The following is a 13,990-nucleotide window of genomic DNA, read 5'->3' as shown; positions in this document are numbered from 1 at the left end:
AGGTTGGACCAGGAATTGGAGCATTAACAGAACAAATTGCGAAAAAAGCTAAACATGTTTATGCTTTTGAAATTGATGGACGTTTAATTGATGTTTTAGAAGACACGTTATCACCTTATCATAACGTTACAGTTTATCAGCAAGATATTTTAGAAGTCGATTTACAAAACTTCATTGAAGAACGCATGAAACAAGGTGAGAAAGTCAAAGTAGTAGCTAACTTACCTTATTATATTACAACACCTATTTTGATGAAGTTGTTAACAAGCCATTTACCAGTCGATTCAATTACTGTCATGATGCAAAAAGAAGTAGCAGCAAGAATGGCAGCAGATCCAAATAATAAAGATTATGGGTCTTTATCAATTGCTGTACAGTATTATACGACATCAAAAGTTGTAATGAATGTTCCGAAGACTTGTTTTATGCCTCAACCAAATGTTGATTCGGCGATTTTGCAATTAAATGTTCGTTCAGAGCCTAAAGTTCACGTTGAGCATGAGGCGCTTTATTTTGAGATTGTTCAAGCTAGCTTTGGTCAAAGGCGAAAAACGTTGAAAAACAACTTAAAGAGAGCTTATAGTGATGAATTAGAAGGTGAAACGTTAGATGGTATATTTAAAGAGGCGAATATTGATCCAACACGCCGAGGAGAGTCGTTAAGCATAGAAGAATTTGCCGAGCTTGCTAATGTGTTTAATCAATATATAACGCGTTCTTAACTCACCTTTATACGGTGAGTTTTTCTTTTATTAAGGCTTATGCACAATCTTTTCACTTTCACAATACGTTATAAGAGAAGGTTATTAGTGAAAGGGAGAACGAGATGAATTGGCATAGAGGAGAAATCGTGACACGGCACTCTTATGGTCATGACTTGTTATTTCGGGTACAAAAAGTTTATAACGATCAAGCAATCATCTATGGGGAGAACTTTCGCTTAGAAGCAGATGCCCCGTTAGGTGATTTGAAGCGTGTACAAAATGATGAGAGACACAAAATTGAGCGACAAGTACGCCAAAAAGAAGCAACATCTTATCGCATGTTTAGACAGGATTATTATTTACGTTCTTTCCGTGATTATGCACATCCGACTTCTGTTAAAGAAGAGGACGTAGCGCAATTTCAGTTATGTCCTAAAGTGCTTCATATTGATGGAGATGCTTTGTTTTTGAAGAAGTGTGTCATGCTTTATAAAAGGCTCGGATTACAAGTGCATGGGATTCATGTTGAAGAGTCAGAAATGCCTTTAAAAATTAAAGAATTAATGGAAAAAGTACAACCCGATATTTTAGTTATTACAGGCCATGACTCATACTCTAAGCAAAAAGGTGAAGAACACGATATTAGGGCTTATCGGAATAGTAAGTACTTCGTTGAGTCGGTTAGAGAAGCTAGAAAGATCGAGCCCAGTCTTGATCAATTAGTAATATTCGCAGGTGCATGCCAGTCTCACTTTGAATCGCTTATTAAAGCTGGAGCCAATTTCGCAAGTTCCCCAACGAGAATTAACATTCATGCGTTAGACCCAGTTTATGTGATCGCTAAAATTGGTTATACATCTTTTATGGAAAAGGTTAACTTGCATGATGTAATCAATAAAACCATCACGAGAGAGAAAGGGATTGGTGGGATTGAGACACGAGGTTTATTTAGAATTGGTTTACCGTACATGAAAGGCCTGCCAGTAACCAATGAGAAATCAAAAGAAGAGTAAATTTAAACACCGTCTACACGAGGTGTTTTTTATTTTTTTGTCAAAATAACAATGTTGAAAATTGTATATTTATGTATGATTCCGTCTTATTAGGTAATGTTAAGAAAAGGAATGGATATTTTGTTGACATTGTAACTGTTAAATTGTTATAATGAAAAATTTTTGACTTAACGGCTTAAATATGGTATATTATTGACAGTGAGGTGGAGTCTAATGGGCAAGACATTGGGTGAAATTAAACAAGCATTAGATGTAAAGATTGGTCAACGTTTAACGCTAGAAGCTAATGGCGGGCGCCGTAAAACCATTGAGCGTTGTGGTGTCTTATCTGAAACGTATCCATCAGTTTTTATTGTTGAACTCGACCAAGACGAGCATTCGTTTGAGCGCGTATCTTATAGTTACGCGGATGTGTTGACTGAAACGGTCAAAATTACCTTCACAGACGAAATCACCAAGATGGCATAATCCGCAGTTCTACTGCATTACTTCTTTTTGCTAATATCCTCAACACTTTCCATGTTTCAGTTTCTCAAAAGTACATATAATAAGTGTGTCGTAAAAAACGACAAAAGGAGTTGTGGTCCGTTGAGTAGACGTAAAGGCGTTATGTCTGATCGTTTTAAAGAGGAGATCGCAAAGGAGTTAGGTATTTACGACACTGTACAAAGAGAAGGTTGGGGCGGGATTAAATCTCGTGATGCAGGTAACATGGTAAAAAGAGCAGTTGAGATGGCACAAGAACAAATGGAAAAAGGCCAACGCTAACGTTGGACATAGTAAAAAGTAGGTCTTTTTAAAAGGCCTACTTTTTTTTACACTTTTATGAATCACATTATATTAATTTAGTTGAGCGAACACATTATGATTATGATACAATCACGGTGATAATAAAAACAGAAGGTGAAAATATGGTTTATGAAAAAGCGCCAGCAAAAATTAATTTAACTTTAGATATATTACATAAACGAGATGATGGATTCCATGAAGTTGAAATGATTATGACATCGATTGATTTATCAGACCGATTATTTTTTGAAGTTTTGACTAAAGATGAAATTATTGTTGATTCTGAAAATCGATACGTTCCTAATGATCATCGAAACTTAGCGTATCAAGCTGCTAAAGCTTTTAAGAAACAATGCGGAATTCGATCAGGAGTTAAAATTGATATTGATAAAAGTATTCCTGTAGCTGCAGGGTTAGCCGGGGGCAGTAGTGATGCAGCTGCAACTATTAGAGGATTAAATCGTTTGTTTTCGACTGGCCTTTCAAACGCACAGATGGAAAAGTTGGCTGAGCAAATTGGCTCTGATGTGCCGTACTGTATTCAAGGTGGTACTCAACTGGCAAAAGGGCGTGGTGAGGCGTTGACGCCACTTTCACCATTACCTGCTTGTTACGTCGTATTAGCTAAACCAAAAATCGGAGTATCAACGAAAGAGGTTTACGGACGAGTTGATTTAAATAAAATGATTCACCCTAACAATGAACAAGCTATTAAAGCATTAGAAAACCAAGACTTTCAAGCGGTGTGTGATCAAATGGTAAATGTGCTTGAGCCTATAACGATGAACATGCATAAAGAAATTGGTCCGATTAAAGAACAAATGGATAACGCAGATGCTGATGGGGTTTTAATGAGCGGAAGCGGGCCGACTGTATATGCATTAGTTAAGCAACAGTCTAAGGCTGAAAGAATTTATAACAGCTTAAAAGGTTTTTGTGAGGAAGTTTATGTCGTCCATTCTTTACGATAAGTTGGAAATTACAAATAATACATGGTATATTATAGGTCAATATTCGTGTTTTGAGGTGTAGTAAATGAAACGTAGTGAGAGAATTGTGGCGATGACACATCACTTTAAAGAAAATCCGAGGAAATTAATCTCGCTTCCTTACTTTGTTGATTCTTTTCAAGCAGCAAAGTCATCTGTAAGCGAGGATATAGATATTATTGATGAAATGTTCCAGTCTTTAGGGATCGGTAGAATTGAGACTACAGCAGGAGCTTCTGGTGGTGTTCGTTATATTCCTGACTTTAACCACGACCAAAGCCGTCAGTTTATTGATCGGTTAATTCATGTATTAGAAGATTCAAAACGCATTTTACCAGGCGGTTATGTGTACATGAGTGATGTATTAGGTGATTACAATTACATTAGAGAAATAGGCAAAGTGTTTGGCGCTGCTTTTAAAGATGTAGACCTTGATTATATTGTTACAGTAGCGACTAAAGGAATACCATTAGCTTATGCGGTTGCTGAAGTGCTGAATGTACCAGTTGTCATTATTAGAAGAGATCCTAAAGTGACTGAAGGTTCAACAGTAAGCATTAATTACGTCTCTGGTTCTTCAAGAAAGATCCAAACAATGGCTTTAGCTAAGAGAAGTATTCAAGAAGAGTCAAACGTTCTTTTAATTGATGACTTTATGAAAGCTGGTGGCACAATTAAAGGGATGGAAAATTTAATGCAAGAGTTTAATGCTACGGTTAAAGGAATTGCTGTTTTAGCTGAAGCTGAAGATGAAGATGAAGAACGCCGTGTGGAAGACTATGTGTCGTTATTAAAAATTCAAGAAGTAAATGAAATATCAAGTGCTATAAAAGTTGTGCCAGGTAATTATTTTAATAGTTAATTAGTAGGGGGAAATAGCCTCCTCTTTTTTTACAGTAAATTTTGTCACAAAATTATAAAAAAATAAATTTTTTAGAAGGATTTTCGGTTTCATTGTTGAAAGGTAATAGAGAGAGTCTGAAAAGCTTAGGTTTAGCTTATGAGACTTACGACATGTTTTGTAGTTATATATCTAAAAGGTGGTGAGACATAATGCAAGTAACTGACGTAAGGCTTCGTCGCGTGAATACGGATGGTCGTATGCGAGCGATCGCTTCGATTACATTGGATGATGAGTTCGTTGTACATGACATTCGTGTCATTGATGGAAACAATGGATTATTTGTAGCGATGCCGAGTAAACGAACTCCAGATGGAGAGTTTAGAGACATTGCTCATCCAATCAATTCGGGTACACGTGGTAAGATTCAAGATGCCGTTTTAGAAGAATACCACCGTGTCGGTGAAGAAGTTGAATATGAAGAAGCAGGTGCTTCTTAAAATTTCAGAGAAGTTCAATCGCCCGTGATTGAACTTCTTTTTTATGTTTTACCTCGTTTTAATAGAATTAAACCCCCAATTAGTCGAAATAGAAGAACATTTAATTGCTCTACTTATTAAAGTAAAAAATACCATAACAATATTAAGTAGGATTAAGTTGCATGTGCTATCTATTTAAGATATATTCATAATGGATGATTATAAGGGGGTAAGACACCCTTTTTTCGATAAATTTCGCATGATTAGTTGGAGGGAAAATGATGTCAAAACGTTTCGCGGTCGTATTGGCTGCAGGAGTAGGCTCAAGAATGAAATCAAGCCTCTATAAAGTGTTACATCCTGTATGTGGTAAGCCAATGGTTCAACATGTTGTCGACCAACTACATAAATCTCAATTAGATGAAATAGTAACAATTGTTGGTCATGGAGCTGAATCTGTACAAGAGCAGTTAGGTGATCAAACAGCTTATGCCGTTCAAGGAGAGCAATTAGGAACAGGTCATGCTGTCCAAATGGCAAGTAGTCAGTTAGAAGGAAAGGAAGGAACTACAGTTGTTGTTTGTGGGGATACACCACTTCTAACTTCTGAAACGATTAGTCAGTTAATGAATCAACATGAACAAGAACAGGCTAAAGTGACTGTACTAACAACTAAAGTTGAAGACCCTACTGGATATGGCCGAATTATTCGTAATGAACAAGGGCATGTCGAAAAAATCGTTGAAGAAAAAGATGCAAATGAAACGGAAAAGGCCGTACAAGAAATTAATACAGGAACGTACTGTTTTGACAATGAGTTGTTGTTTGACGCACTAAAACAAGTATCTAATAACAATGCACAAGGTGAATATTATTTACCTGATGTTTTAGAAATTGCTAACAATCATGGAGAAAAAGTAGCCGCTTTTCAAACGAAAAACGTGAATGAAACAGTTGGTGTAAATGACCGGGTCGCCCTTTCTAAAGCAGAAAAACTGCTAAAGGATCGCATTAATGAACAACATATGCGTAATGGCGTCTCAATTGTAGATCCTGGCAACACTTATATTGGAGCAGATGTTATAATTGGTACAGACGTTACAATAGAGCCTGGTACGCACATAAAAGGTCAGACTCGAATTAGTAACAATACGACTATCGGTCCAAACTCGGAAGTTGAAAACTGTGAAATCGGTGAAAAAACAACGATTAAACAAAGTGTTGTTACAGACAGTTATGTTGGGTCCAATGTACAAATTGGTCCATATGCCCATATTAGACCAGAAAGTCGTTTAGAAGATGATGTGAAAATTGGTAACTTTGTAGAAGTGAAGAAGACAAGTATGCAAACAGGTAGTAAAGCTTCTCACTTATCTTACTTAGGTGATGCTGAAATTGGGTCAGACGTTAATGTTGGCTGTGGTAGTATCACAGTGAACTACGATGGTCGTTCGAAGCACAAGACCGTTATTGAAGACGGCGCTTTTATTGGCTGTAATTCTAATTTAGTAGCACCAGTTAAAGTAGAAAAGGGTGCATATGTTGCAGCAGGCTCAACTATTACAAAGAACGTACCCGAAAAAGCACTATCCATTGCTCGATCTCGTCAAGAAAACAAAGAAGGATATGTGGAACGATTAAATAAACGCTCATAATTTAAGGCTTGAAATGGCCTAAAAATATAACATTTTTTATTGTGGAGGTTCCTGTTCTATGGCTAATCATTACAAAGACCCTTATTTGAAAGTGTTCACATTAAACTCTAACCCTGAATTAGCGCAAGAAATAGCAGATTCTGTTGGCGTTGAATTAGGGAAATGTTCTGTTAAACGCTTTAAAGACGGAGAAGTACAAATTAATATTGAAGAAAGTATTCGTGGTTGTGACGTATTCGTTGTCCAATCAACAAGTAATCCAGTAAACGAGCATTTAATGGAATTGCTTATTATGGTTGACGCTTTAAAGAGAGCTTCAGCTCGCACGATCAACATTGTCATGCCTTACTATGGTTATGCAAGACAGGACCGTAAAGCTCGATCAAGAGAGCCGATTACGTCGAAGCTTGTAGCAGACCTATTGGAAACAGCAGGTGCTGATCGTGTCGTTACAGTAGACTTACATGCAGCTCAAATTCAAGGCTTCTTTAACATTCCAATTGACCACTTAGTTGGAGTTCCGACACTATCTGACTATTTTTTAAGCAAAGAGTTAGAAGACGTTGTGATCGTTTCACCTGACCATGGTGGAGTAACGCGTGCTAGACATATGGCCGATCGATTAAAAGCTCCAATTGCGATTATTGATAAACGTCGTCCTCAGCCAAATGTGGCAGAAGTGATGAATATCGTTGGTAATATCGAAGGCAAAACAGCTATATTAGTCGATGACATTATCGATACTGCGGGTACGATTACGTTAGCAGCGAATGCGATGATCGAAAATGGAGCAAAAGAAGTATATGCTTGCTGTACACATCCAGTGTTATCTGGTCCAGCAATTGAACGTATTGAAAACTCAGCAATTAAAGAATGTGTTGTGACGAATACAATTAAACTATCGGATGACTTAGACACAAATAAAATTGTTACACTATCAGTTGGTAAGATGATTGGTGAATCAATTAAGCGCGTCCATGAGCACCGTTCAATCAGCAGTCTATTTGACTAAGAGTTGACAGCTCAATTTAATCTCACTGCTAAATCTTGTTAAGATTTTCATCTTTAAATTTTACTTTTGCGTTTAAAAAGGTATAATAAAGGGTAGGAGTAAATATCAGAGATTTCTTAAAACGGAGGTTGTAACACATGGCAGCAGTAATTCAAGCGAAGGAAAGACCAGACACAAGAAATTCTGTCACAAAATCAATTCGTGCAGAAGGTTTTGTACCTGCAGTCGTATACGGCAAAGGTAAAGAACCAGTAACCATTTCAGTGGAAAGCATGGATTTAGTTAAGAAAGTAAGAGATGAAGGCCGTAACGCGGTATTCTCATTACAAATTGAAGGTGGTAAGTCTTTAGACGCTATGCTATATGATTACCAAACAGATTCAATTAAACAAGACTTAACTCATATCGATTTCTACCTGGTAGATATGTCTACCGAAGTAGATGTCGAAGTGACGATTAATATTGATGGTGAGTCTAAGGGTGAAAAAGAAGGTGGCGTATTGCAGCAAACGTTGCATACATTAAACATTAGAACGACACCTAATAAGATCCCAGATGAAATTACTATAGCTTCAGCTGAATTAGAAATTGGCGACAGTGTTACAGTTGGCGACCTTAAGACAACTCAAGACTACGAAATCCTAGATGATGATGAGTCGACGATTGTGACGGTTTTACCACCACAACAAGCAGATGTTCCTGAAGTAGGTGAAGAAGGAGCAGCTGGAGATGAACAAGCTGAGCCTGAAGTGATTAATGATAAATCTGAAGGCGAAAACGAAGAATAATTTGATATTTACTTGAAGTGAACAGATCGAAGTCATACTCAGTTGTGAGCTTCGGTCTGTTTTCTAATTTATACTGATAAAAGCGACTATTATGTAAAATATAAACTTAATAGCATATCGAGTTAAAGGAGTTACATATAATGAAGTGCATTGTTGGGTTAGGCAATCCAGGCTTAAAGTACAAAAAAACACGACATAATATTGGATTTCAAGTCATTGATTATATAGCAAAAGAAAATGGCTGGAAGTTTAAAAAAGATAAGTTCAATGCCCATTACATTCAAGAAGTAGTAAATGGAGAGAAAGTATTATTATTAAAGCCACAAACATATATGAATCGTTCGGGTCAATCAGTAAAAGAAGCAACCGATTACTTTAATATCGATGCAGAAGATGTATTAGTTATATACGATGACTTAGACTTGCCGACAGGGAAAATAAGATTGCGTCAAAAAGGTGGACATGGTGGGCATAACGGCATAAGAGATATAATTGCTCAATTAGACACTAAAGAATTTAATCGAATTCGCTTTGGAATTGGTCGACCAGAAAGTAATGAAAGTGTAACAGATTATGTATTAGGCAAGTTCTCAAAAATAGAACAAGCAGACATTACACCGTCTATTGAAAAGTCGAAAGAAGCGTGTGAAACTTGGTGTGAGAAACCATTTTTACAAGTGATGAACAATTTCAATCAATCTTAATAATTGAATAAGGAACCTTTCATTTGGAAAACCTATAATTAGTTTTCACTTCACATATTAAAAACCGATTTGTGTAGTTTTGCATAACATGAATTAGTTGAAATGTGGAAGTTTAAGGAGGTTCCTTTGTGTCAGCAAAAGTCAAATGTCGTCATTGTAGTCGAAACCTCGGTGAGATCGATGACACAAAACAAGTGCAACAATTGATTCAACAACAGTCGTTAACGCAAGAAGAGCTAAATGATATATTACAAGAAGGAGAACAGGGTGAGTTAAATGTTCTTCTCGTATGTGAAGAATGTGAGGAAATACTCTCACAAAATCCAAGCTTATTTGAGTTAGAAAATTTTATCCATTAACCCGCTTTGGTGAAAGCCAAAGCATTTTTCTGTTGAGAAATACCCGTCTTGTGATTTGAAGGGGGAGCATAGAATGAAGAACATAAAAGACTATTTAGTAACTCAAGATGATTTTGCTCATATAATTGATGGAATAGAAACTGGCATGAATGAACAGCTCGTATCTGGGTTAACGAACTCAACAAGGGCTGTATTAGCTTCACTTATTCATGAATCCGCTAAACAACCAATCCTATATGTGACCCATCAATTATCACAAGCACAAAAAGTATATGAAGAGTTATTATCAATGTCAGAAGATGAAAGTAAGATCCACTTATATCCTGCAAATGAATTATTAGCAGCAGAGATCGTCTCATCTTCACCTGAGTTAAAAGCTCAAAGACTAGAAGCATTGAAAAATTGGCAAAAACACGAAAAAGGGGTCATGGTCGTACCCGTATCAGCGTTAAAACGATTATTACCTCCTAAAGAGATAGTTGAGCAGTTTCAAGTTTATTTTAAAGTTGGTGAAGAAAAACCACTTGAAGAAGCGATTAAAGATGTACAACGATTAGGTTATAAGATGGTTGATTTAGTTAACGCACCTGGCGAGATGAGTCGCGTGGTGGAATTGTAGACATTTATCCTTTAACCGAAGCCTACCCCGTTCGAATTGAATGGTTTGATGATGAAGTAGAATCGATTCGATATTTTGATGCTGAAACTCAGCGCTCACAAGGTGAGATGGAACAATTTGAAACCTCACCAGCAGAGGAATTCGTATTAACACATGAACAAATGGAACAAGCTGCTGAGAAGCTTAAATCATTATTGAAGTCATCGGTTGAACAGTTAAAGGAAGATCAGCAAAAGGAACGTTTGTATGAAAAAATAAACTACGACATAGAGCGACTTGAACAAGGAGAGATGTTTACCGGGATATATCAGTATTTGACGTTGCTTTATGAAGAAACGAGTAGTTTACTAGATTATTTACCTAAAAATAGTGTTGTATTACTAGATGAGATGAGTCGTATTTCGGAAACAGCAGAACAATTAGATCGTGAAGAGGCTAATTGGTATACCGAAATGCTTGAGCAACAAGATATTGTGAATGGCTTACAATTGTCATTTGATTGGTATCAAGTATGGGATAAAATGAACTTCCCTAAAATTTATATGTCATTGTTTTTACGACATATCCCTAACACGAAGCCGGAAAATATAATTAATATTTCAAGCCGTCAAATGCAGCAATTTCATGGTCAAATGAACTTGTTAAAAAATGAAATGGACAGATGGATGCAAGCAGAGTATTCTGTAGTCATTATTGCTGCCGATGGTGAAAGGGCTAAAAGGGTAGAACGGGTTTTAGACGACTATGACATGGTTGCTCATAGACCGCACCAGTTAACTGAACTGCCTGTCAATGAACCAATTATTATTCAAGGTAGTATTAGTGAAGGGTTTGAAATGCCAAGTTATAAACTAGCGGTATTAACAGAAGAAGAACTGTTCAGAAAGAAAATGCCGAAGAAGCGTAAGAAGCAAAAGATTTCAAACGCTGAGCGAATTAAAAGTTATCAAGAACTTGAAACAGGGGACTATGTTGTACATACGAACCACGGTATTGGTAAGTATTTGGGAATTGAAACATTACAAGTTAATGATGTGCACAAAGATTATATGGTGTTACGTTATTCGGGCAATGATAAACTGTTTGTCCCTGTTGAACAAATTGATCAAGTGCAAAAGTATGTCGGCTCAGAAGGTAAAGAACCTAAACTTTATCGCTTAGGTGGAACTGAATGGAAGAAAGTTAAATCACGTGTCCAATCTTCAGTCGAAGATATTGCTGATGATTTAATTCAACTTTATGCAGAACGAGAAGCTTCAAAAGGATATGCTTTCTCAAAAGATAGTGAAATGCAAAAAGACTTTGAAGCGGCTTTTCCTTATGAAGAGACAGAAGATCAGTTGCGCTGTATTGAAGAAGTTAAAGACGACATGGAAAGAGAACGCCCAATGGACCGTCTTCTGTGTGGTGATGTTGGTTATGGTAAGACAGAAGTTGCCATTCGTGCAGCATTTAAAGCAGTAATCGATAATAAACAAGTTGCTTTATTAGTGCCAACGACTATTTTGGCACAACAACATTTTGAAACGTTTCAAGAGAGGTTTCAAGACTTTGGACTTAACGTAGGTATATTAAGTCGTTTCCAAACAGCTAAACAACAAAAGGAAACGTTAGATCAACTTGAAAAAGGTTTAGTCGATGTTGTGATCGGAACGCATCGTCTCCTTTCAAAAGATATTAAATTTAAAGATTTAGGATTGTTGATCATTGATGAAGAGCAACGTTTTGGTGTTAAACATAAAGAGAAGATTAAACAGCTAAGGTCGAATGTTGATGTTCTAACGTTAACAGCTACGCCAATTCCTAGAACACTTCATATGTCAATGGTTGGTGTAAGAGACCTGTCCGTTATTGAAACACCACCAGAAAATCGCTTTCCAATTCAAACTTACGTAGTGGAGTACAATCCACCATTTATTAAGGAAGCGATTGAAAGAGAAATGTCGCGCGATGGCCAAGTTTTCTTCTTATATAATCGAGTCGATATGATTGACCGTGTAGCAGCCGAGATCGATGAGCTAGTGGAAGATGCGCGAGTTGCACATGCTCATGGACAAATGAACGAAAGACAGCTAGAGAACATTATGTTAGATTTCCTTGAAGGGAATTATGATGTTTTAGTTAGTACAACAATCATTGAAACCGGTGTTGATATACCGAATGTTAATACATTAATTGTTAATGATGCTGATAAGATGGGCTTAAGTCAGCTCTATCAGTTGCGTGGGCGAGTTGGACGTTCCAACCGTTTAGCTTATGCTTATTTCACGCATCAAAAAGATAAAGTGTTAACTGAAGTGGCTGAAAAAAGGTTAGAGGCGATTAAAGAATTTACTGAGTTAGGCTCCGGATTTAAGATCGCCATGCGAGATTTATCAATTAGAGGTGCTGGTAACTTATTAGGTACTGAACAGCATGGATTCATTGATTCAGTCGGTTTTGATTTGTACTCACAAATGCTTAACGAAGCTATACAGGCGAAACAAGAAGGTAAAACTTATGAAGAAACGAAACCATTTGAAGTCGAAATGACACTATCATTAGATGCATATATTCCAAGCGAATACATTGAGGATGAAACACAGAAGATTCATATGTATAAACGCATTCATGCGGTTAAAGAAGTTAGTGAAATCTTTGAGATTAAAGATGAATTAATCGACCGTTTTGGTTCGTATCCGCAAGAAGTTGAAGAGCTTATGCAAGTAGCACGTATTAGGTTACTTGCTCAAAAAGAAAAAGTAGAAACAGTTCATGAGAAAAACAATAAAATTGAGATGCTTATGCAAGAAGAAGAAAGCCTAAAAATCGATGGATCTGAATTATTCATGTTAGCTAATGAATATGGTCGGATGGTTCAACTAGGTACAGAAGGTCAAAAGTTAAAAATCATGATTCAATACAACCATAAAAACAAACTAGAGCGTTATGACGTATTGGAAGATATGCTATCAAAATTAGAAAACGTGAAAAAACAACCAAATCATGAATAGTTTTCTCCTGTTGCTTCATACTACAAACACGAGTAAATCATTAAACACTCATCTATATGAGTACATCACAGAAAGCGGGGATTGCAGAGTATGAAAGCAACAGGAATAGTACGTCGTATTGATGACCTAGGAAGAGTTGTTGTCCCTAAAGAAATAAGACGCACGCTACGCATTCGAGAGGGAGACCCTTTGGAAATCTTTGTTGACCGTGAAGGTGAAGTTATTTTAAAAAAGTACTCACCTATTAACGAATTAAGTGAGTTTGCACAAGAGTATGCTCATTCACTTTTCGATGCTACGGGACATAAAGTGTTAATTTCCGATCGAGACGAGTTTATATCTGCCGCGGGTGCTTCGAAGAAAGAGTACTTAAATAAAAATATTGGCCAACCTATTGAAAAGGCAATGGAAAAACGGGAAACAGTTGTAGAACGAAATGAATATACGTTAGAAATGGTCCAAGGACAAGAAGAGACGGTCGCATCGTTTCTTATTCAACCGATCGTAACAAATGGTGATCCAGTAGGCAGTATTATTATGTATGCAGATAAAGGATCTCTTACTGATGTTGAAATTAAAGTGTGTGAAACGGCAGCTAACTTCTTAGCTAGGCAGATGGAATAATAATATCTTTATTTATGGATGTGATATAATATAACCAATACTTATTTAGACAAGTGAGGAACGACATGTCGAACTCGAGTGCATGGATTAAAGGTACGGTTATATTAACGATCTCAGCATTGATTGGAAAGGTACTTGGTATGGTTTATCGCATCCCGCTGCAAAATTTGGCAGGGGATGAAGGGCTATATGTATACCAGCAGGTTTACCCTGTTATTTCATTAGCTCTTATGTTGTCCATTTATAGTTTGCCAAGTGCTTTTTCGCATATATTAACATATTACAAACCACAAAACGCCCAGATTCGTTTTAAAAACGTATCTGTGGTGTTTTATTTATTAGTGACATTAGGATTTATTGTAGCTTTGACGCTATATGTGGCATCGCCTTTCTTAGTTAATTTAATGGGAGACGACCGATT

Annotated in this window: 14 protein-coding genes and 1 pseudogene; all 15 read left to right on the top strand. The window is 36.8% G+C overall.

The features are described 5' to 3' along the window. A partial coding sequence (rsmA, locus tag A194_RS0109055; protein WP_017186532.1) for a 16S rRNA (adenine(1518)-N(6)/adenine(1519)-N(6))-dimethyltransferase RsmA occupies nucleotides 1-722 on the top strand: 722 nt, incomplete at its 5' end. Between the two features lie 104 nt (nucleotides 723-826). Then, nucleotides 827-1,717 carry a sporulation peptidase YabG gene (gene yabG / locus A194_RS0109050; RefSeq protein WP_017186531.1) on the top strand — a complete coding sequence of 297 codons (891 nt, stop codon included), beginning with the start codon at nucleotides 827-829 and terminating at the stop codon, nucleotides 1,715-1,717. A gap of 213 nt (nucleotides 1,718-1,930) precedes the next feature. Continuing rightward, nucleotides 1,931-2,185 carry a biofilm formation stimulator Veg gene (gene veg / locus A194_RS0109045; RefSeq protein ID WP_017186530.1) on the top strand — a complete coding sequence of 85 codons (255 nt, stop codon included), beginning with the start codon at nucleotides 1,931-1,933 and terminating at the stop codon, nucleotides 2,183-2,185. 120 nt (nucleotides 2,186-2,305) lie between these two features. Beyond that, complete coding sequence (locus A194_RS0109040) at nucleotides 2,306-2,485, top strand: small, acid-soluble spore protein, alpha/beta type (protein ID WP_017186529.1); 180 nt, start codon at nucleotides 2,306-2,308, stop codon at nucleotides 2,483-2,485. 143 nt (nucleotides 2,486-2,628) lie between these two features. After that, a complete protein-coding gene (ispE, locus tag A194_RS0109035; protein ID WP_017186528.1) occupies nucleotides 2,629-3,477 on the top strand; it encodes a 4-(cytidine 5'-diphospho)-2-C-methyl-D-erythritol kinase in 849 nt (282 codons plus the stop codon). A gap of 64 nt (nucleotides 3,478-3,541) precedes the next feature. After that, a complete protein-coding gene (gene purR / locus A194_RS0109030) occupies nucleotides 3,542-4,357 on the top strand; it encodes a pur operon repressor (protein ID WP_017186527.1) in 816 nt (271 codons plus the stop codon). A gap of 191 nt (nucleotides 4,358-4,548) precedes the next feature. Continuing rightward, a complete protein-coding gene (gene spoVG, locus A194_RS0109025; protein ID WP_017186526.1) occupies nucleotides 4,549-4,836 on the top strand; it encodes a septation regulator SpoVG in 288 nt (95 codons plus the stop codon). A 260-nt stretch (nucleotides 4,837-5,096) separates the two neighbouring features. After that, a complete protein-coding gene (gene glmU / locus A194_RS0109020) occupies nucleotides 5,097-6,470 on the top strand; it encodes a bifunctional UDP-N-acetylglucosamine diphosphorylase/glucosamine-1-phosphate N-acetyltransferase GlmU (protein ID WP_017186525.1) in 1,374 nt (457 codons plus the stop codon). A 58-nt stretch (nucleotides 6,471-6,528) separates the two neighbouring features. Beyond that, on the top strand, nucleotides 6,529-7,482 hold the full coding sequence (locus tag A194_RS0109015; RefSeq protein WP_017186524.1) for a ribose-phosphate diphosphokinase: 954 nt from the start codon (nucleotides 6,529-6,531) through the stop codon (nucleotides 7,480-7,482). Between the two features lie 137 nt (nucleotides 7,483-7,619). After that, complete coding sequence (locus tag A194_RS0109010; protein WP_017186523.1) at nucleotides 7,620-8,270, top strand: 50S ribosomal protein L25/general stress protein Ctc; 651 nt, start codon at nucleotides 7,620-7,622, stop codon at nucleotides 8,268-8,270. A 140-nt stretch (nucleotides 8,271-8,410) separates the two neighbouring features. Continuing rightward, entirely contained in the window at nucleotides 8,411-8,974 is a 564-nt protein-coding gene (gene pth, locus A194_RS0109005) for an aminoacyl-tRNA hydrolase (RefSeq protein ID WP_017186522.1), read from the top strand. A 128-nt stretch (nucleotides 8,975-9,102) separates the two neighbouring features. Next, a complete protein-coding gene (locus A194_RS0109000) occupies nucleotides 9,103-9,333 on the top strand; it encodes an anti-sigma-F factor Fin (RefSeq protein WP_017186521.1) in 231 nt (76 codons plus the stop codon). 73 nt (nucleotides 9,334-9,406) lie between these two features. Continuing rightward, a pseudogene (gene mfd / locus A194_RS17985) lies at nucleotides 9,407-12,945 on the top strand (transcription-repair coupling factor). 90 nt (nucleotides 12,946-13,035) lie between these two features. After that, a complete protein-coding gene (gene spoVT, locus A194_RS0108990) occupies nucleotides 13,036-13,569 on the top strand; it encodes a stage V sporulation protein T (RefSeq protein ID WP_017186520.1) in 534 nt (177 codons plus the stop codon). Between the two features lie 65 nt (nucleotides 13,570-13,634). Next, on the top strand, nucleotides 13,635-13,990 hold a 356-nt coding region (locus tag A194_RS17980; protein WP_040402589.1), incomplete at its 3' end, for an oligosaccharide flippase family protein.

The organism is Alkalibacillus haloalkaliphilus C5, from assembly GCF_000269905.1.
GTDB lineage: Bacteria > Bacillota > Bacilli > Bacillales > Alkalibacillaceae > Alkalibacillus > Alkalibacillus haloalkaliphilus_A.
This window is presented reverse-complemented; position numbering and strand designations above follow the sequence as displayed.

What these genes read in the sequence shown, in the direction of transcription:
- yabG (WP_017186531.1), top strand. Translation starts at nt 827, where the DNA reads ATGAATTGGCATAGAGGAGAAATCGTGACACGGCACTCTTATGGTCAT.
- veg (WP_017186530.1), top strand. Translation starts at nt 1,931, where the DNA reads ATGGGCAAGACATTGGGTGAAATTAAACAAGCATTAGATGTAAAGATT.
- ispE (WP_017186528.1), top strand. Translation starts at nt 2,629, where the DNA reads ATGGTTTATGAAAAAGCGCCAGCAAAAATTAATTTAACTTTAGATATA.
- purR (WP_017186527.1), top strand. Translation starts at nt 3,542, where the DNA reads ATGAAACGTAGTGAGAGAATTGTGGCGATGACACATCACTTTAAAGAA.
- spoVG (WP_017186526.1), top strand. Translation starts at nt 4,549, where the DNA reads ATGCAAGTAACTGACGTAAGGCTTCGTCGCGTGAATACGGATGGTCGT.
- glmU (WP_017186525.1), top strand. Translation starts at nt 5,097, where the DNA reads ATGTCAAAACGTTTCGCGGTCGTATTGGCTGCAGGAGTAGGCTCAAGA.
- A194_RS0109015 (WP_017186524.1), top strand. Translation starts at nt 6,529, where the DNA reads ATGGCTAATCATTACAAAGACCCTTATTTGAAAGTGTTCACATTAAAC.
- A194_RS0109010 (WP_017186523.1), top strand. Translation starts at nt 7,620, where the DNA reads ATGGCAGCAGTAATTCAAGCGAAGGAAAGACCAGACACAAGAAATTCT.
- pth (WP_017186522.1), top strand. Translation starts at nt 8,411, where the DNA reads ATGAAGTGCATTGTTGGGTTAGGCAATCCAGGCTTAAAGTACAAAAAA.
- spoVT (WP_017186520.1), top strand. Translation starts at nt 13,036, where the DNA reads ATGAAAGCAACAGGAATAGTACGTCGTATTGATGACCTAGGAAGAGTT.